The following is a 17,871-nucleotide window of genomic DNA, read 5'->3' as shown; positions in this document are numbered from 1 at the left end:
TGGTCAGAACAGGAAGTAGCGTTGGGCCATGGGCAGCACGTCGGCCGGCTCGCAGGTCAGGACCGCGCCATCGGCCCGCACCTCATAGGTTTCGGGATCGACCTCGATCACCGGTGTCGCGTCATTGTGGATCATGTCGGCCTTGCCGATCCGGCGCGTGCCCTCCACCGGAATGACCTGGCGCAGCAGGCCCAGGCGGTCGGCCAGGCCGTCCTCGAACGCGATCTTGGAAACGAAGGTGACGGCGCTTTCGCTGAGTGCGGTGCCCAGGGCGCCGAACATGGGGCGATAGTGCACCGGCTGCGGCGTCGGGATCGAGGCATTGGGATCGCCCATCAGCGCCATGGCGATGGTCCCCGACTTCAGCACCAGGTCGGGCTTCACCCCGAAGAAGGCCGGCCGCCACAGGACCAGGTCGGCCAGCTTGCCCACCGCGATGGAGCCGACATGGCGCGAGATGCCTTGCGCGATGGCCGGGTTGATCGTGTACTTCGCGACATAGCGCTTCACGCGCAGGTTGTCGCTGCCGGGCTTGTCCCCGGGCAGGGAGCCGCGTTGCACCTTCATCTTGTGCGCGGTCTGCCAGGTCCGCAGGATGACCTCGCCCACGCGGCCCATCGCCTGGCTGTCGGACGAGATGATCGAGAACGCGCCCAGGTCGTGAAGGATGTCCTCTGCCGCGATCGTCTCGCGCCGGATGCGGCTTTCGGCAAAGGCCACGTCCTCGGGGATGTTCGCGTCCAGGTGGTGGCAGACCATCAACATGTCGAGGTGTTCCTCGATCGTGTTGCGGGTATACGGCCGGGTCGGGTTGGTTGAGGAGGGGATGACGTTGGGCAGGCCCGCCACCTTGATGATGTCGGGCGCGTGCCCGCCGCCGGCACCCTCGGTGTGATAGGCGTGGATCGTGCGGCCCTTGAAGGCGGCGATCGTATCCTCGACAAAGCCGGATTCGTTCAGCGTGTCGGTGTGGATCATGACCTGGACGTCCAGGTCCTCGGCGACCGACAGGCAGCAGTCGATGGCGGCGGGCGTCGTGCCCCAGTCCTCGTGCAGCTTCAGCGCGCCGGCCCCGGCGCGGATCATCTCGACCAGGGCGTCGGGCCGGCTGGCATTGCCTTTCCCGGCAAAGAGCAGGTTCATGGGCAGGCCCTCCGCCGCCTGGAACATGCGTTCCAGGTGCCAGGGCCCAGGCGTGCAGGTGGTCGCCGCCGTCCCGGTCGCGGGCCCGGTGCCGCCGCCGACCATCGTGGTGATCCCGCTGGCCAGGGCTTCCTCCACCTGCTGCGGGCAGATGAAGTGGATGTGGCCGTCGATCCCGCCCGCGGTCAGGATCTTGCCTTCGCCCGCAATCACCTCCGTGCCCGGACCGACGATGATGTCGACGCCGGGCTGGACCTCGGGATTGCCCGCCTTGCCGATGGCGTGGATGCGGCCGTCGCGGATGGCGACGTCGGCCTTGATGATCCCCCAATGGTCGATGATCACGGCATTGGTGATGACGGTATCGACGGCGCCCGCCGCCCGGCTGGCCTGGCTCTGGCCCATGCCGTCGCGGATCACCTTGCCCCCGCCGAACTTCACCTCCTCGCCATAGATCGTGCGGTCCTCCTCGATCTCGATGAAGAGTTCGGTATCGGCCAGGCGCACGCGGTCGCCCACGGTCGGACCGAACATGTCGGCATAGGCGGCGCGGGAAATGCGGACGGGCATCGAAATCCTCAGGCGGCGTAAGCGGGGAAGGACGTCTGTTGGGTGCGGCGGACCTAGAGCGGGCCCATGATCGCCTGGCGGAAGCCGATCACCTCGCGGGTCCCGCGATAGGGGATCAGGCTGACCTCGCGCGTCTGGCCCGGTTCGAAGCGGACGGCGGTCCCGGCGGGCACGTCCAGGCGACGGCCGCGCGCCTGTTCCCGCTCGAAGGAAAGCGCCGGGTTGGTTTCGTAGAAGTGATAGTGACTACCGACCTGGATCGGCCGGTCGCCCGTGTTGGCAACCGTCAGCGTGACCACGTCAAGGCCTGCATTCAGCTCGATATCGCCTTCGGCTGCAATGACTTCGCCGGGGATCATGATGCGTCTCCTCAGCGGATCGGGTCGTGCACGGTGACCAGCTTGGTGCCGTCGGGGAAGGTCGCCTCCACCTGGATGTCGTGGATCATCTCTGCGATCCCCTCCATCACCTGGTCGCGCGTCAGCACCGTGGCGCCGGCCGCCATCAGGTCGGCGACCGAGCGCCCGTCCCGGGCACCTTCGACCACGAAGTCCGAAATGAGGGCGATTGCCTCCGGATAGTTGAGCTTCACGCCACGTTCCAGCCGGCGCCTTGCGACCATCGCGGCGACGGAGATCAGCAGCTTGTCCTTTTCCCGGGGGGACAGGTTCACGAGACCCTCTTTCTCATCAGCAGCGCCATACTTTCGGGACTGGCCGGCCACAGCGCAAGACGTTGAGCAGGCCCAGGATCGTGCCGCGCAGAGAGGCGCCATCCGGGGCCGCGACGCGCGCTACCAGGACGCCGTCCAGCACACTCGCGGCGGCCGTGGTGCCCGCATTGGCCAGCGCCGCCCGTGCGGGGTCCAGGAGGGCGGCGACGTCCGGCGCCACCATCACCAGGCTGGCCAGCGCCCGTGCTCCACCACCCAGGGCCGGACGGTCGAGGCGGTCGGCAACAGCGCCGTCCAGGGCCAGGACATCGGCATAGATCGGCACATTCCCGCGCCGGATCAGCCAGGTATCCCGAACGCGGCCCTGGCGCATCGTCTCGCCGTGCGCGGCCCGGCCGAAGACCAGCATCTCGACGCCCAGAAAGCATGCGCCCGGGGCCAGGGTGACGATGGTCCTCCGCGTGAGTGCGCTGCGGTCGAACAGGATGGCCTCCTGCGGCAGCCATTCTGCCTGGGCGTCCTGTCCGACGTTCAGCGTCACGTCCACCCGTGCGGCACCGTCCCGCGCGCGGTAGACCTTCTCCGCCGCCTGGCTGGTGACGACCGCCCGCGTGCCCCGCTCCCAGGTGACGGAGACCGACTGCACATCGCCGCCGGTCAGGCCGCCGGCAGTGTTGATCAGCACGCCGGTCTGCGGCTCGCCCCGTTCGACCCGGGGCAGCTTCACGCGGGCCGAGCCCTGCTGATAGAGGTCGGCCAGGACGGTGGCGCCGTCGCGCTGCTTGAAGCCCAGGCGCAACCGCCCCTCCGCCCGCTGGAGCGCAGGCTGGGCTGGGCACGTCGGCAGGGGAGGCCATGTCTGCTGGGTCACACCGTCATATGCCGCCGGACTTCGTTCTCGTCCAGGTCCTCGGGCCGGCCGGCCAGGATCACCTCGCCCCGGTCCATGATCTCGAACTGCTGGGCCAGTTCGCGGGCGAAGTCGAAATACTGCTCGACCAGGACGATTGCCATCGTGCCTCGCTGGCGCAAAAGATCAATGACGCGGCCTATGTCCTTGATGATGGAGGGCTGAATGCCCTCCGTCGGTTCGTCCAGAACCAGCAGGCGCGGCTGCATGATCAGCGCCCGCGCAATGGCCAATTGCTGCTGCTGGCCGCCCGACAGGTCGCCGCCGCGCCGCCGCAGCATGGTCTTCAGGATCGGGAACAGCTCATAGATCTCGTCGGGGATGCGGCGCTTGGCGCGTGGCAGGACGGCAAAGGCCGTCTCCATGTTTTCCCGCACCGTCAGCAGCGGAAAGATCTCGCGCCCCTGCGGCACATAGGAGATGCCGCGCCGCGCCCGGTCGTCGGGGCGAAGGCGGGAAATGTCCTGCCCTTCCCACACGATCGCCCCCTTGCGGATGGGCTGGTGGCCGACGATGGCGCGCAGCAGGCTGGACTTGCCGACGCCGTTGCGGCCCAGGATGCAGGTGACCTCGCCCACCTTGGCCTCCAGCGAGACGTCGTGCAGGGCCTGGGCCGCGCCATAGAACAGGTCGATGCCTTGGACGGACAGCATGGCTCAGCGACCCAGATAGACTTCGATGACGCGGTCGTCCGCACTGACGGTGTCGAGTGGCCCTTCGGCCAGGACGGAGCCTTCGTGCAGCACGGTGACCTTCACCCCCAGCGCGCGGACAAAGGTCATGTCGTGCTCCACGACCACGACGGAGCGGGTCTTGTTGATCTCGCGCAGCAGGATTGCCGTCTCCTCCGTTTCGGCATCGGTCATGCCGGCGACAGGCTCGTCGACCAGTAGCAGTGCCGGCTCCTGCGCCAGCAGCATGCCGATCTCCAGCCATTGCTTCTGGCCGTGGCTGAGGTCGCCGGCCAGGCGGTCGCGATGCTGCATCATCTTGATCGTGACCAGGATTTCCTCGATCCGCTCCCGCTGGCGCGGCGAAAGGCGGGTCGACAGCACCCTCCAGGGCGAGCGCGGGCCAGCAATCGCCAGGACCAGGTTGTCGTAGACGGTGTGGCTTTCGAACACCGTCGGCTTCTGGAACTTGCGCCCGATGCCAAGCTGGGCGATGGCTGCCTCGTCCAGCTTGGTCAGGTCGGTATCGCCGCGGAAGAAGACATCGCCCGACCCGGGTCGCGTCTTGCCGGTGATGACGTCCATCATCGTCGTCTTGCCCGCGCCATTGGGGCCGATGATCGCGCGCATCTCCCCTTCCTCCAGGAACAGGGAAAGGGCGTTGAGGGCGCGGAAGCCGTCGAAGTGGACCGTGACGCCGCTGACATAGAGCAGCGGCTTGGGCGTCAGGCTGGTTTCCGGGGTCATTCGGCGGCCTGCGTCTGGACGGTTGCGGCGGGGGGTGCGGGCGGCGCTGGCGGAGGCGCCGCCTTGCGCTTCGTCATCTGCTTGATCAGGCCGACAATGCCGAAGGGCAGCGCCACGGTGACCAGCACGAACAGGCCGCCCAGGGCGAACAGCCACAGCTCGGGAATGGCGCCTGTGAAGTAGCTTTTGGCCAGGTTCACGATGAAGGCGCCAAGGACCGGCCCCACCAGCGTGCCGCGGCCACCCAGGGCCACCCAGATCACCGCCTCGATCGAGTTCTGGGGGGCGAACTCGGACGGGTTGATGATGCCGACCTGGGGCACGTAGAGGGCGCCGGCGATGCCCGCCATCACCGCCGACAGGACCCAGACGGCCAGCTTGTACTGCTCCACCCGGTAGCCCATGAAGCGGGTCCGGCTCTCCGCGTCGCGGATCGCGACCAGCACCTTGCCGAAGCGGGACTGGGTCAGCGCGCGCACGCCGATGAAGGCGATGCAGAGCGCCAGGGCCGACAGGATGACCAGCGTGGCCCGCGTGCCATCGGCCTGCAGGTTGAAGCCCAGCACGTCCTTGAAGTCGGTCAGGCCGTTGTTGCCGCCGAACCCCATGTCGTTGCGGAAGAAGGCCAGCAGCAGGGCAAAGGTCAGCGCCTGGGTGATGATCGACAGGTAGACGCCCGTGACGCGCGAGCGGAAGGCCAGGTAGCCGAAGACCAGGGCCAGGATGCCCGGCACCAGGACGACCATCAGGCAGGCGAAAAGGAAGTTGTCGAAGCCCAGCCAATACCAGGGCAGTTCCTGCCAGTTCAGGAAGACCATGAAGTCGGGCAGGACCGGATTGCCATAGACGCCACGCGGCCCGATCTCGCGCATCAGGTGCATGCCGAAGGCATAGCCGCCCAGCGCGAAGAAGGCGCCATGGCCCAGGCTGAGGATGCCGACCTGGCCCCAGACCAGGTCGACCGAGAGCGCCAGCAGGGCATAGCACAGGTACTTGCCCGCCAGCGGCAGCATATAGGCCGGCACGTGCAGCGCCGAATCCGGCGGAAAGAGCAGGTTGCCCAGCGCCAGCAGGATGGAAAAGCCCATGACGACGACGACGAAGCCGAGCGTCAGGCGGTCCCTGAAGAGAAGCCGCATCATGATTCGACCGCCCGGCCCTTTTGCGGGAACAGCCCGCGCGGCCTTCGCTGGATGAAGAGGACAAGCAGGACCAGGACGATGATCTTGCCCAGGACGGCGCCGGCGAACGGCTCCAGGATCTTGTTCAGGACGCCCAGCGACAGCGCGCCGACCAGCGTGCCCCACAGGTTGCCGACGCCGCCGAACACCACGACCATGAAGCTGTCGATGATGTAGCCCTGGCCCAGGTTGGGGCTGACATTGTCGATCTGGCTGAGCGCCACGCCGGCAATGCCGGCGACGCCCGAGCCCAGACCGAAGGTCAGGCTGTCGACCCACGCGGTGCGGATGCCCATGGCGGCCGCCATGCGCCGGTTCTGGGTCACGGCGCGCATCTGCAGGCCAAAGGCGGTCCGCCGCAGGATCACCAGCAGCAGGACGAAGACGACGGCCGAAAAGACGATGATCCAGGTCCGGTTCCAGGTCAGCATCATGCCGCCCAGTTCATAGGAGCCGCTCATCCAGGACGGGTTGCCCACCTCGCGGTTGGTGGGGCCAAAGATCGTGCGCACGGCCTGCTGCAGGATCAGGCTGAGGCCGAAGGTCGCCAGCAGCGTCTCCAGCGGCCGGCCATAAAGGAACCGGATCACGCCACGCTCGATCGCCATGCCGACCAGCCCTGCGACGACGAAGGCGATGGGCAGGGCGATCGCCAGCGACCAGTCGAACAGCCCAGGCGCGTGATTGCGGATCACCTCCTGGACCATGAAGGTCACATAGGCGCCGATCATCACCATCTCGCCATGCGCCATGTTGATGACGCCCATCACGCCGAAGGTGATGGCAAGGCCGATCGCCGCCAGCAGCAACACGCTTCCCAGGCTGAGGCCGAAGAACGCGTTCTGGGCAATGGACCAGGCGGCCATGGCGCTGTCGATCCCGGCCACGGCCTCGTCCGCAGCCGCCGCGACCGCAGGCGACGGGTTGGGGATCGTCGCCAGCAGGCCGCGCGCATCGGCATTGGCCAGCGCGCGGATCTGCGGGATCGCCTCCAGCTTCTGGGTGTCGGTGCCGGTGTGCAGCAGGACGGCGGCGCGCGCCAGTTCAAGCGCCTGCTTCACCTGGCCGTCCTGCTCCTTCTCCAGCGCCGCCTCGACCAGGGGCAGGGAGGTCGGGTCGCGGCTGCGGAAGACGGACGTCGCGGCCTCCAGCCGCTTGGCCTTGTCGGGCGACAGCAGGGTGAGCTGGCCAAGTGCCGCGGACACGGCGCGGCGGATGCGGTTGTTGGCACGCACCGGCTTCAGGCCGGGCGGCGGACTGCCGGCAAAGGGCTGGCCGGTCGCGGCGTCGACCAGGTCGCCATTGGCAAGCTTGATCGCGGCACCCGCCGGACCCGCCTGCAGGCGATTGTCGGCCAGGGCTTCCAGGATCTCAATGCTGCGGCTGTCGCCGCTGGCGACGACCATCAGGATGCCGGCTTCGACATTGTCGGAACCGCCGGCTGCGAGTTTGGCAAAGGCCTCGTCCAGCGGGGCCGCGCGGGCTGCTCCGGTCCCGGCCGCGAGGACCAGCGCCAGGGCCAGAAGCGGGGCCAGCATCGGGGCAAGGAGCAGCGACGTCAGGATACGGGTCATCGCACCAGCGGTTCAGGGATCAGGAGTCGGATCGTGCGTTCGCGGGCGGGCCGTCGGGACGGCTGCCGGCAGGCGCGGGCAGGGGGCCTGGGGCACGCAGGCCGGGCACGAGGCCCGGCCTGCCGCTCTTCAGGGTACGCGCTGACGGGCTCAGGTCCCGCCGCACTTGCCCGTCTTGACGTTGAAGTTGCCGCACGACAGCGGCGCACGCCAATCGGAGATCAGGTCCTTGGACCCTTCGAGGAAGTCCGACCACTCGTCGCCCACGACCAGGCCCGGCGTCTGGGAGACGATCTCGAACTGGCCGTCCGCCTGGATCTCGCCGATCAGGACGGGCTTGGTGATGTGGTGGTTCGGCATCATCGCCGAGTAGCCGCCCGACAGGTTGGGGACGGAGACGCCGATCAGCGCGTCGATGACGGCTGTCGGGTCGGTCGTGCCGGCCTTCTCCACCGCCTTCACCCACATGTTGAAGCCGATGTAGTGGGCTTCCATGGGGTCGTTGGTGACGCGCTTGTCGTTCTTGATGAACGCCTTCCACGCGGCGATGAACGCCTCGTTGTCCTCGTTCTCGACCGACTGGAAGTAGTTCCAGGCGGCCAGGTGACCGACCAGCGGCGCGGTGTCCAGGCCGGCCAGCTCTTCCTCGCCGACCGAGAAGGCCACGACCGGGATGTCGGTCGCCTTGATGCCCTGGTTGGCCAGTTCCTTGTAGAACGGAACGTTGGCGTCGCCGTTGATGGTCGAGACGACGGCCGTCTTGCGGCCCGTGGAGCCGAACGCCTTGATCTCGGCCACGATGTTCTGCCAGTCGGCATGGCCGAACGGCGTGTAGTTGATCATGATGTCTTCCTGCTTCACGCCCTTGGCGAGCAGGTAGGCCTCAAGGATCTTGTTGGTCGTGCGCGGATAGACATAGTCGGTGCCGGCCAGGACCCAGCGCTCGACCTTCTCCTCGGCCATCAGGTAGTCGACCGCGGGGATCGCCTGCTGGTTCGGGGCAGCGCCCGTGTAGAAGATGTTCTTGGAGCTTTCCTCGCCCTCGTACTGGACGGGGTAGAACAGGATGCTGTTCAGCTCCTCGAACACCGGCAGGACCGACTTGCGGCTGACCGAGGTCCAGCAGCCGAACACCACGTCGACCTTGTCCTGCGCGATCAGCTGGCGGGCCTTTTCCGCGAACAGCGGCCAGTTCGACGCGGGGTCGACGACCACCGCCTCAAGCTGCTTGCCCAGCAGGCCGCCGCGCTTGTTCTGCTCCTCGATGAGCATCAGCATGACGTCCTTCAGGGTCGTCTCGCTGATGGCCATCGTGCCCGACAGCGAGTGCAGGATGCCGACCTTGATCGTGTCGGCGGCATGTGCGGCCGTCGCACCGGCCAGCATGGCGGCGCCCACGGCGGCCCCTGCCAGGCGTGCCATCCACGTTTGCTTCATTCTCGTGCCTCTCCCCAACGGCTCACCGCGTGCGCGCGGCCTGCGGCGTCCAACCGGCGCATGCTCCCCAGCGTGCGCCTGCAACGCACAGCAGGGGCAGCAAGGACCGTGCCACACCACAGCCAAGGCGAGCCGCGCGGGGTCAAATCTCGCTTTGCCCAAAATCTGGGCGGTGCGGGTGGTGGCGCCACAAAATTGGGCATGAACGCCGTTCCGGTGCGGATGGCTTCGCGCCAGGGTGGTCTAGAACACTGCTTCACCCTGGCTGCGTGGCGTGGTTGCACCCGGTCCAGCCGTTTGGCCACGCACGTGGGTCGCGCACCGCCCGACGGAGAATTGGCCGGCCGTGGCGGAGGTGCCTAGGATCGACGCAAGAACGATTGCAATTCCTGGGAGGACACATGAGCAGCAGCCAGACACCCGATTGGGGGCAAGTCTCGACCGAGCTGGAGCGGACCTTGCGCCTAAGGGCCATCCCCTTCGGCATGAAGCTGTTCCGCGACCGGGCGGAGATGGAGGCGATCCCCCGCATCCGGCGGCCGGAGTCCGTCCACACGCTCGACCAGGTCGTGGGGCAGGCGGCGCGCCTGGGCTGGACGGTCGGCATCACCGCCGACGACCTGGTGGGGGCCCAGTGCCGCGCGGTCGTCGGCCTGGGCCGGGCCAAGGACGCGGACTGGCAGTCGGGCCGCCAGATGGCCGGCGTCTGGTACGAGACGCCGACCGACTCGGCCGCGCACCAGGCGGCGATGACCTGTGTCCCCGATGGGCAGTTCGAGGCGCTGGCCGTCTCTCCCCTCGGCTCGGGGCGCCTGGGCACCCCGGACATCGCGCTGTTCTACGCAACGCCTGGCGCCATGATGTACTTCATCAACGGCCTGCAATGGTCGGGCTACAAGCGCTTCGACTGGAGCGTGGTGGGCGAGTCGGCCTGTGCCGATTCGTGGGGGCGGGCGCTGTCGACGGGGCAGCCGAGCCTGTCGATCCCGTGCTTTGCCGAGCGGCGCTATGGCGGGGTGCTGGATGACGAGATGCTGATGGCGCTGCCGCCGCTCGACATCCCCAAGGCGTTGGCCGGGATGGCGGCCCTGTCAAAGAACGGCCTGCGCTACCCGTTCCCGCAATATGGCATCCAGCAGGATGTGCGGGCCGGCATGGCGGTCAGCTACGCGCGCAGCTGAGCGCCGAGCGGCGGCCGCGGGCGGAAGACGCCGATCAGCGGCCGCTCGACCAAGTAGTAGCAGGCAATGCCCGCGGCGGCGGCCACGCCCAGGGCCAGCGGCACGTAGACGGCCCAGCCCAGCGCGCTGTCGAACAGGCCCAGCCGCTCCGCCGCCTGGCGCAGGGCCGAGAGCACGATGGCGTTGGTCAGGTAGATCGAATAGGACGCGTCGCCCAGCAGGTGCAGCACCGGCCGCTCGCGCAAGGGGCGGACGCGCTCGAGCGCGACGGCGCCCAGCACGATCGCGGCGGAGGGCAGGCCCACCGCAACCAGGCGTGGCAGCACGCCGGGGAAGAGCGCTACCAGCACGAAGCCGGCCGCGCCCGCCAGCATCAGCGCCCAGCCGACGCGGGCCGATACAGGCGGCAGCGCGGTCGCCCAGCGCCCGATCAGCACGCCCAGGGCGAATTCCAGAATGATCGGTGCCGTGTAGAAGTCCATGACCGAGCCCGGCGCCCAGGGCAGCAGGCCAAAGGCGGCGATGGCGACCAGGACCGCCACTGTTGCCTGTGCCCGGATCGCGACGGGCAGCAGCAGCATGGCGCCGAACAGGGCATAGAACGCCATTTCGTAGTTGAGGGTCCAGCCGGCATTGACCACCGGCTCGAACGTCCCCTTGACCGGATGGGGGGCGGGGATGAACAGGAACGACTTGATCGCGTGCCCAAGGTCGTAGTGGTTGTTCTTCACCACCTGGGGCAGGACGATCATCACGCCCACCATGAAGGCGGTGACCAGCCAGTACAGCGGCACGATGCGGGCCAGTCGCTTGGCATAGAAGTGCCGGGTCCCGCCCTGCTGCCGGCAGGTCGTGATCCACATGATGAAGCCGCTGATGACGAAGAAGACATCCACGCCATAGGCGAGCACTTCATAGTGCGCGTAGTAGCCTTCGAGCGGATCGAAGTGCAGGGCGACGTGGAACAGGACCACCGCCATGGCGGCCAGCGCACGCAGGTACTGGATGGAGAGGGCGGTCTGCACGGGCCCGATCAGATCCGCAAAGGGTTAAGCAACCATGCGCAACGGAGTCCGCTCCCCCGCCGGATGGCGGGGGAGCGGGGGCCGATCAGAGACGCTCGATGATCGTGACGTTGGCGAGGCCACCGCCTTCGCACATCGTCTGCAGGCCAAAGCGCTTGCCGCGGGCGTGCAGGGCATGGACCAGCGTCGCCATCAGCTTGGTGCCGGAGCCGCCCAGCGGGTGGCCCAGCGCGATCGCGCCGCCATTGACGTTCAGCCGCTCCGGGTCCGCACCCGTCTGCTGCAGCCAGGCCGCGGGAACGGAGGCGAAGGCCTCGTTCACCTCGAACAGGTCGATGTCGTCGATCTTCATGCCGGCCTTTTCCAGCGCCCGCTTGGTCGCCGGGATCGGGGCTTCCAGCATGATCACCGGATCGGCGCCGATCACGGTCATGTGGTGGACGCGGGCCAGCGGCTTCAGGCCCAGGGCCTTCAGCGCCTTCTCGTTCACGATGAGCGTCGCGGAGGAGCCGTCGCAGATCTGGCTGGAGGTGGCGGCCGTCAGACGGCCATCCTCGGCCAGCAGCTTGACGCCCTTGATGCCGTCCAGGCTGGCGTCGAAGCGGATGCCCTCGTCGACCGTGTGCTGCTCCTTCTTGCCGTCATGGGTCGTAATCTCGACCGGGACGATCTCGTTCTTGAAGGCGCCGCCCTGGGTCGCCGCGATCGCCTTGCGATGGCTGTTGTAGGCGAACTCGTCCAGCTGGTCCTTGGTCAGGCCGTACTTCTTGGCGATCATCTCGGCGCCGGTGAACTGGCTGAACTGGATGCCGGGATACCGCTCTTCCATGTGCGGGCCCTTGTACGTGCCGAAGCCGTTCTTGGCCGGCAGCACGGCGGCCAGGCCCATCGGCACGCGGCTCATGCTCTCGACACCGCCGGCCAGGACGACGTCCATGGCGCCCGACATCACCGCCTGGGCCGCGAAGTGCAGGGCCTGCTGCGACGAGCCGCACTGACGGTCGACGGAGGTCGCCGGCACGCTCTCAGGCAGCTTGGACGACAGCACCGCGTTGCGCGCGATGTTGACCGACTGCTCGCCGGCCTGGCCGACGCAGCCAAAGATCACGTCGTCGATCACGGCGGGGTCGATGCCCGTGCGGTCCACGATGGCGTCGATCGCCGCACCGCCCAGGTCGGCCGGATGCCAGCCGCTGAGACGGCCGCCCTTGCGCCCGCCGGCGGTGCGCACTGCTGCGACGATATAGGCTTCAGCCATTCTCGATCCTCCCAAGGGCGCCGGCGATCAGCTGCCGGGCGCGTGCCTCATAGTCGCGTGGCAGAAAGCATGGGCGGGGGACCGACTGCAAGTCCTGCAACGACCGCGTGACGCATTGGCGGCGCTGAACGCCGATCAGCCGCCGCTGCGATGGACAAGGGCTGGCCGCGCCCTGAACATGCGCGCCGGAACATGGATACCGGACGCCGATCCGGAACGGGAGGACAAGACCATGACGCTGGTGCTGCGCCACGACCAGGACGGGATCGCCACGCTGACCCTGAACCGGCCCGACAAGCTGAACGCCCTGACGGTCGCCCTGTTCGAGGAATTGCGCGCCCATGTCGAGACGCTGGCGACCCAGACCGAGACGGTCGGCGTCGTCTTGCTCAAGGGGGCGGGCAAGTGCTTCTCGGCCGGCAATGATCTGGGGGCCATCGCGGCGGGCGACCGGCCGCGCGATCCGCGCCTGCAGGGCACCACGATCGAGAAGCTGGCGAACCTGCCGCAGCCGGTGATCGTCGGCGTCCACGGGCATTGCTATACGGGTGGCCTGGAACTGGCGCTGGCCGCCGACATCCTGGTCGCGGCCGAGTCGGCCAAGTTCGCCGACACCCATGGCAAGTGGGCCCTGACGCCCGTCTGGGGCATGAGCCAGCGCCTGCCGCGTCGCGTCGGCCCGTACAAGGCGCGCGAGATGATGCTGACCAGCCGGACCTATTCCGGCCGCCAGGCCGAGGCGATGGGCCTGGCCAATGTCTGCGTGGCCGACGATGCGTTCGAGGCGGAGATCGACAGCCTGGCTCGCACCATGGTGGCCAATTCATGGTTCAGCCTGCGCGCCAACAAGCGCCTGCTGATCGCGACCGACGGCATGACCCTGGGCGAGGGCCTCTCCTGGGAGGTGCACCGGACGGAGGGTCTGGGTCCCGACGCGGCCGAGCGCATCGCGGGCTTTGGCAACAAGACCGCCAAGGTGGGGTGAAGGCCCCGGGCGGCCCTGACACTGTTCACTGCGCGACACATCTGCGACCATCAGGTTGCGGGTGAGTCGCGAAGGGAGAGCGCCATGGCGCACAAGTTCGAGCTCTACAAGGACAAGAAGGGCGAGTACCGCGTTCGCTTCAAGTACAACTCTGAAGTGATGTTCGCAACCGAGGGCTATGCCAGCAAGGCATCCGCCCTCAAGGCCATCGAGTCGATCAAGAAGAACGGCCCCGGCGCGGCCATCGAGGACACAACCACGGCCGCCGCCGACACCGCGAAGGCCTGACGACTCCACGTCCGCGCATCCCCGCAATGCGGGGCTCCACGGGCGACAAGGGTAAAGCCGGTTGCGCTGGATGCCGGTGTTCGAGCCCGTGAAGGAATGCGCCGGCATCCTTCGAGACGGCGCTCCGCGCCTCCTCAGGATGACGACCGCTGGAGGATTTTCCCAACCACGCAACGGCGTCATGCTGAGGAGCGGCGCGGTATGCGACGCGTCTCGAAGCATCTGCCGACCCGTCGACAGGCCTTCGCGGGAATACGCGGATCCCGTCGTCTCTCCTAGACCCCGAAGAAGTTCAACTCGACCATGACGGCGTTGGGGTCGGTCAGGAAGATCTGGCGGATCGGCGCGCCGGGCACGGCCTGCCGGCGATAGGTGATGCCAAGCTGGTCCAGGTGGGCGCAGGTGCCGTCGAAATCCTCAGCCGTGAAGGCGACGTGGTCGAAGTTCCCGGTCGACTCGCGGTCCGGCCCACCGCCCAGGTTGTTGGCGTGCGGGACCAGGTGGATCGCCGCCTGCTCCCCGCAATACATCCAGTAGCCGGGAAAGGGCAGAGGCGGCCGCGGCCCGGTTTCCAGACCCAGGACCTGCCGGTAGAAGTCGCGCGTCGCCTCAAGATCGGCGGTGGCGATCGTGACGTGGTTGAGTTGTTTCAGTGCCATGGCATCCTCCCCGGCCAGTATACAGAAAATGGAGGAACGCCATGGACCTGGCCAAGCCGCGCATCGATGTCGGCCTGTTCACGACGAACATCGAGCCGCTGCTCGACTTCTGGCAGAACCGCGCCGGCGTCCCGTTCGACCACATCCTGCCGATGGGCAATGGCCTGTTCCAGCACCGGCACGACCTGCTGGGCTCGGTGCTCAAGGTCAACCATGCCAAGGGCGGGCTGCAACCCCTGCCGCCCTCCGGCTATGCGCGCCTGCTGATCGCCCGCGAAGGCCAGGCGGTGGTCGAGGACCTGGCCGATCCCGACGGCAATGCCGTGTCCCTGGTGCCGCCGGGCACGCGCGGCGTGGAGCGGATCGGCGTCGTGGTCAAGGTGGCGGACGTCGCTGCCCAGGAGCGCTTCTACGCCCAGGCGCTGGGCCTGGAGCGCACGGCGCATGGCGGCTTCCGCATCGGCGACAGCGTCCTGCTGGTCGAGAATGGCGGGCCCACCAATCCGGGCTCCGCCCTGGAGGGGCCGGGCTGGCGCTACATCACGGTCCAGGTCATGCGCTGCGACGTGGAGCATGCCAAGGCCCTGGCCGGAGGGGGCGAGGAGGCGATGGCTCCTGTGACGCTGGGCAAGATTGCCCGCATCTCCATGATCCGGGACCCGCACGGCAACTGGATCGAACTGTCCCAGCGCGCCAACCTGACCGGATCGCTGGAGCCCTGAGCCGCGCTTCGTGCGATAGAGGGGGCATGCACCTGCTTCTCCTTGCGGTCCTGCTCGCCTTCCTGCCGCTGTCGTGGCCGGCGTCCGCGTCCGAGCCGGTCATTGGCATCGCCCTGGATGGCGGAGCGGCCGGGCCGCTGGAGGTGGGGCAGGTGCTGCTGCCGGAGGGGGAGGACGCCGTCGCGTTCCGGCTGCTGGACGACAGCCTGGTCCGGCTGCGGGGCGGAACGGTGCTGACGCTGGAGCGGCTGGACCTGCCCCAGGGGCGGCAGTCCCGCCTCGGGCTTGGCCTGGAACAGGGGACGGTCGCGCTGGTGCCCGATCCGGCCTGGACGTCGGAGGTCCGCGTCGCGACGCCGTGGGGGGAAATCGTGCTGCGTGATGCGGTCGCCCAGGTTGCGTTCGACGCCCAGGCGGGGCTCTCCCTGACCCTGTGCCAGGGCAGCGCCGCCCTGAGCGCGACAGATGGGACAGCTGTACATTCCGACGGGGAACGGACGTCGCCTGGCCGGATCCTGCTGCCGCGCGGGGGCAGCCATCTGGTTCAGGCGGACCTCGACCCGGCGGCGCGCGCGCTGTGCCAGGACCTGGAAAGCCAGGATGCGCGCGGCCTGACCGCCGTCGCGGCCCTGCGCCGTGCGGTCCTGGCGGCCCCGGTCCAGGCCGAAGGGCCAGAGGGAGCGCCGGTCGTCGGCGCAGGCACGGCGCGGGTCCTCCGCCCCCTGGTCGATGGCCTGTCCGGGGGCAGCGACCGGGAGACGACGCCGTCGGTCACGACCCTGACCGCCACCCCAGCCACCCGGCCCTGAACGCGCGTGGCGCGGCGCCTCAGTCGTAGGTGACGGGGATCGTGTCCCAGCCTTCCGTGTGCTTGGCCCAGTAGACCTCCTTCAGGCGGGCCGTGACGGGGCCGGGGCGGTCGTTCGACTTGATCCGGCCGTCGACGCGGGAGACGGGCATGACGCCGCCGGCGGTCGTGGAGAAGAAGACCTCGTCCGCGTCGCGCAGCTCGTCCGCGGTAATGCGGCCGATCTTCTTCGGGATGCCCAGCATGTCGCAGAGGTCGAGCACGCTCTGCCGGGTGATCCCCTCCAGCGCGCCGCGGTCGGGCGTCACCACCGTGCCGTCGATCACGGCAAAGACGTTGAAGCCCGGCCCCTCGGTCACATAGCCCTCGCCATCCAGCAGGATGACATGGTCGGCGCCGGCACTTTCCGGCTCGAACTGCGCGCGCGTGAAGTCGCCCCAGTGATAGTTCTTGAAGACCGGATTGACGGACTGGTCCGAGATCCGGGGCGTCTTCGCGATCACGGCGTGGGAGCCGCGCTCCTGCACCTCCGGCGTCATCACCCAGACCCAGGGAATGGCGTAGCAGATCAGGCGGTTGACAGCGTTCTTCGGATGCCGCGGCAGGCCCGGCGGCACCTTGCCCCGGGTCATGACCATGGCGACATAGGCATCGCGCAGGCCTGTCAGGCGCACGCACTCGTGCAGGATCGCCTTCAGCCCCTCGGCCTCCACCGGCAAGGTCATGTTCAGGCCGGCGACGGACGCCTGGAACCGGGTGATGTGATGGTCCAGGCGGAAGAAGTGCCCGCCCCAGACGTGCGCCACGTCATAGGTGACGTCAGAGCGGGTGAAGCCCATGTCGAGGACCGAAACGGTGCACTCCGCGATCGGCACGAACCGGCCGTCGGCATAGCCGGCGCCATCCGGCCAGGTCCCCGTCTTCAGGTTGCGGTCGATCGCCTGATAGGTCATGCCGGTTCTCCGCTGCGCGCTGTATGCAGAGGATAGACCTGCTTCCGCGGGGGCGTACAGAGCCGGCTCCGCGATATCGGGCGGTGAACGGCGTGAACCGTCAGGACGTGGGTGCGTCCTGCTTCAGGCACGTGTAGTAGCGCGCCTGCCATTGCGCATCGCGGTCCGCCCATTCGTAGAAGGCGCTGCGGGTCGGCTGGGTCAGGTCCGGGCCGGGCAGGTCGGCCGGCTGCCCCAGCAGCGTGCGCCCGTCATTGCCGCTGGCCCAGGCCTGGTCCGCCGCCCGCGCGCAGGCCGCCTCCCGCGCCGCCTGCGCATCGACCGGCCCACCGCCCCCGGCCAGCGTGGTGCAGGCCGAGAGGGCGAGGGGGACAAGGAGCAGGAAGACGCGCATCGCCGCAGGATAGGATGGCATCACGACCCGGTATAGACGGCGCTGCGCACCGGCCTGGGCTCGATGAAGCCCAGGGCGGGGTAGGGGGCGCCATAGGCGCCGGTGCCGGGGTTGAAGAAGCGCACGCTCGTCCAGTCGCCGCGGGTGGAGACGTCGATCACGCCCATGCCTGTATGGACGTTGTCATCCGCCCCCTCGGTCCCCCAGTTGGCGTGGTCGACCAGGATGTGGCGGCGGTCCGCCACGCCGGAGACGAAGGCGAGGTGGCCGCGCGACAGGCGCTGGCTGCGCGCCAGGACCAGCACGCTGCCGACGCGGGCGCTGGACGAACGCTGGTAGCGGCCCGCCGCCTGGTCCCACCAGGTCCAGGCGTCGCCGCGGATCGCGATGCCGGAGCGGTCGCGCGCATAGGGAACGCACTGCTCGTAAGTCGGCCCGCCCGAGATCGTCGAGCAGCCGGCCACGACCAGCGCCGCCAGGACAAGGACGAGTGTGCGCATTGCGTCCCACTTCTGCACCCAATTCGGAACAGGAGAATCCGGTACCGACGATCGCGTCAAGAGCTTTTTGGGGTCAGTGGGTTGCAGGTGATTTCTGCGCTAACATATGAACTAGCCCAGCCTCTGCACCTCGTCCTGAGGTGCGAGCGGAGCGAGCCTCGAAGGATGGGCCGCGAGCGCTGGCGGCCGATC

At 68.3% G+C, this 17,871-nt stretch carries 20 protein-coding genes; 5 read left to right on the top strand and 15 right to left on the bottom strand.

Features of this window, described 5'->3' with window-relative positions; translation table 11 throughout:
* Positions 1–3: 3 nt before the first annotated feature.
* From ureC to urtA, 9 genes are all read right to left on the bottom strand, one after another.
* On the bottom strand, positions 4–1,713 hold the full coding sequence (gene ureC, locus ACI6GS_RS16800; RefSeq protein ID WP_439814607.1) for an urease subunit alpha: 1,710 nt from the start codon (positions 1,711–1,713) through the stop codon (positions 4–6).
* Between the two features lie 53 nt (positions 1,714–1,766).
* Positions 1,767–2,072 (bottom strand): urease subunit beta, encoded by a 306-nt coding sequence (locus ACI6GS_RS16795; RefSeq protein ID WP_439814606.1) that lies wholly within the window; start codon positions 2,070–2,072, stop codon positions 1,767–1,769.
* 11 nt (positions 2,073–2,083) lie between these two features.
* A complete protein-coding gene (locus ACI6GS_RS16790) occupies positions 2,084–2,386 on the bottom strand; it encodes an urease subunit gamma (protein WP_439814605.1) in 303 nt (100 codons plus the stop codon).
* A 16-nt stretch (positions 2,387–2,402) separates the two neighbouring features.
* Positions 2,403–3,185, bottom strand: coding sequence for an urease accessory protein UreD (locus ACI6GS_RS16785; protein WP_439814604.1), 783 nt, complete (start codon positions 3,183–3,185; stop codon positions 2,403–2,405).
* 68 nt (positions 3,186–3,253) lie between these two features.
* Positions 3,254–3,949, bottom strand: coding sequence for an urea ABC transporter ATP-binding subunit UrtE (gene urtE, locus ACI6GS_RS16780; protein ID WP_439814603.1), 696 nt, complete (start codon positions 3,947–3,949; stop codon positions 3,254–3,256).
* A 3-nt stretch (positions 3,950–3,952) separates the two neighbouring features.
* Positions 3,953–4,714: an urea ABC transporter ATP-binding protein UrtD gene (gene urtD / locus ACI6GS_RS16775; RefSeq protein ID WP_439814602.1), complete on the bottom strand. Its 762-nt coding sequence runs from the start codon at positions 4,712–4,714 to the stop codon at positions 3,953–3,955.
* Positions 4,711–5,856 carry an urea ABC transporter permease subunit UrtC gene (gene urtC / locus ACI6GS_RS16770; protein ID WP_439814601.1) on the bottom strand — a complete coding sequence of 382 codons (1,146 nt, stop codon included), beginning with the start codon at positions 5,854–5,856 and terminating at the stop codon, positions 4,711–4,713. The genes urtD and urtC overlap by 4 nt, the downstream gene beginning before the upstream one ends.
* A complete protein-coding gene (gene urtB, locus ACI6GS_RS16765) occupies positions 5,853–7,469 on the bottom strand; it encodes an urea ABC transporter permease subunit UrtB (RefSeq protein WP_439814600.1) in 1,617 nt (538 codons plus the stop codon). The genes urtC and urtB overlap by 4 nt, the downstream gene beginning before the upstream one ends.
* Before the next feature lie 150 nt (positions 7,470–7,619).
* Complete coding sequence (gene urtA, locus ACI6GS_RS16760) at positions 7,620–8,891, bottom strand: urea ABC transporter substrate-binding protein (protein ID WP_439814599.1); 1,272 nt, start codon at positions 8,889–8,891, stop codon at positions 7,620–7,622.
* A 416-nt stretch (positions 8,892–9,307) separates the two neighbouring features.
* On the opposite strand from urtA, the gene ACI6GS_RS16755 reads away from it, so the two are divergent.
* On the top strand, positions 9,308–10,087 hold the full coding sequence (locus tag ACI6GS_RS16755; protein ID WP_439814598.1) for a DUF169 domain-containing protein: 780 nt from the start codon (positions 9,308–9,310) through the stop codon (positions 10,085–10,087).
* Here ACI6GS_RS16755 and ACI6GS_RS16750 read toward each other — a convergent pair.
* On the bottom strand, positions 10,072–11,112 hold the full coding sequence (locus tag ACI6GS_RS16750; protein ID WP_439814597.1) for an acyltransferase family protein: 1,041 nt from the start codon (positions 11,110–11,112) through the stop codon (positions 10,072–10,074). The two genes, ACI6GS_RS16755 and ACI6GS_RS16750, sit on opposite strands and share 16 nt — an antisense overlap.
* A gap of 85 nt (positions 11,113–11,197) precedes the next feature.
* Positions 11,198–12,370, bottom strand: coding sequence for an acetyl-CoA C-acetyltransferase (locus ACI6GS_RS16745; RefSeq protein ID WP_439814596.1), 1,173 nt, complete (start codon positions 12,368–12,370; stop codon positions 11,198–11,200).
* Positions 12,371–12,602: 232 nt separating this feature from the next.
* Here ACI6GS_RS16745 and ACI6GS_RS16740 point away from each other — a divergent pair, with 232 nt between their 5' ends.
* Both ACI6GS_RS16740 and ACI6GS_RS16735 read left to right on the top strand, forming a co-directional pair.
* Positions 12,603–13,355 (top strand): enoyl-CoA hydratase/isomerase family protein, encoded by a 753-nt coding sequence (locus ACI6GS_RS16740; RefSeq protein WP_439814595.1) that lies wholly within the window; start codon positions 12,603–12,605, stop codon positions 13,353–13,355.
* Between the two features lie 84 nt (positions 13,356–13,439).
* On the top strand, positions 13,440–13,643 hold the full coding sequence (locus ACI6GS_RS16735; protein WP_439814594.1) for a YegP family protein: 204 nt from the start codon (positions 13,440–13,442) through the stop codon (positions 13,641–13,643).
* A gap of 275 nt (positions 13,644–13,918) precedes the next feature.
* Here ACI6GS_RS16735 and ACI6GS_RS16730 read toward each other — a convergent pair whose 3' ends face one another.
* Positions 13,919–14,302 (bottom strand): VOC family protein, encoded by a 384-nt coding sequence (locus ACI6GS_RS16730; RefSeq protein ID WP_439814593.1) that lies wholly within the window; start codon positions 14,300–14,302, stop codon positions 13,919–13,921.
* Positions 14,303–14,343: 41 nt separating this feature from the next.
* Here ACI6GS_RS16730 and ACI6GS_RS16725 point away from each other — a divergent pair, with 41 nt between their 5' ends.
* Positions 14,344–15,024 (top strand): VOC family protein, encoded by a 681-nt coding sequence (locus ACI6GS_RS16725; RefSeq protein WP_439814592.1) that lies wholly within the window; start codon positions 14,344–14,346, stop codon positions 15,022–15,024.
* A gap of 26 nt (positions 15,025–15,050) precedes the next feature.
* Complete coding sequence (locus ACI6GS_RS16720) at positions 15,051–15,833, top strand: hypothetical protein (RefSeq protein ID WP_439814591.1); 783 nt, start codon at positions 15,051–15,053, stop codon at positions 15,831–15,833.
* A 19-nt stretch (positions 15,834–15,852) separates the two neighbouring features.
* On the opposite strand, the gene ACI6GS_RS16715 is transcribed toward ACI6GS_RS16720, so the two are convergent.
* The 3 genes from ACI6GS_RS16715 to ACI6GS_RS16705 form a co-directional block, all read right to left on the bottom strand.
* Positions 15,853–16,785 carry an aminotransferase class IV gene (locus ACI6GS_RS16715; RefSeq protein WP_439814590.1) on the bottom strand — a complete coding sequence of 311 codons (933 nt, stop codon included), beginning with the start codon at positions 16,783–16,785 and terminating at the stop codon, positions 15,853–15,855.
* 100 nt (positions 16,786–16,885) lie between these two features.
* A complete protein-coding gene (locus tag ACI6GS_RS16710) occupies positions 16,886–17,200 on the bottom strand; it encodes a hypothetical protein (protein WP_439814589.1) in 315 nt (104 codons plus the stop codon).
* Positions 17,200–17,679 (bottom strand): CHAP domain-containing protein, encoded by a 480-nt coding sequence (locus tag ACI6GS_RS16705; RefSeq protein ID WP_439814588.1) that lies wholly within the window; start codon positions 17,677–17,679, stop codon positions 17,200–17,202. Before ACI6GS_RS16705 ends, ACI6GS_RS16710 begins: the two co-directional genes overlap by 1 nt.
* Between the last annotated feature and the right edge of the window lie 192 nt (positions 17,680–17,871).

The organism is Zavarzinia sp. CC-PAN008 (genome assembly GCF_051903925.1).
GTDB lineage: Bacteria > Pseudomonadota > Alphaproteobacteria > Zavarziniales > Zavarziniaceae.
The sequence above is the reverse complement of the archived record's forward strand: the minus strand, read 5'-3'. Positions and strand labels throughout refer to the sequence as shown.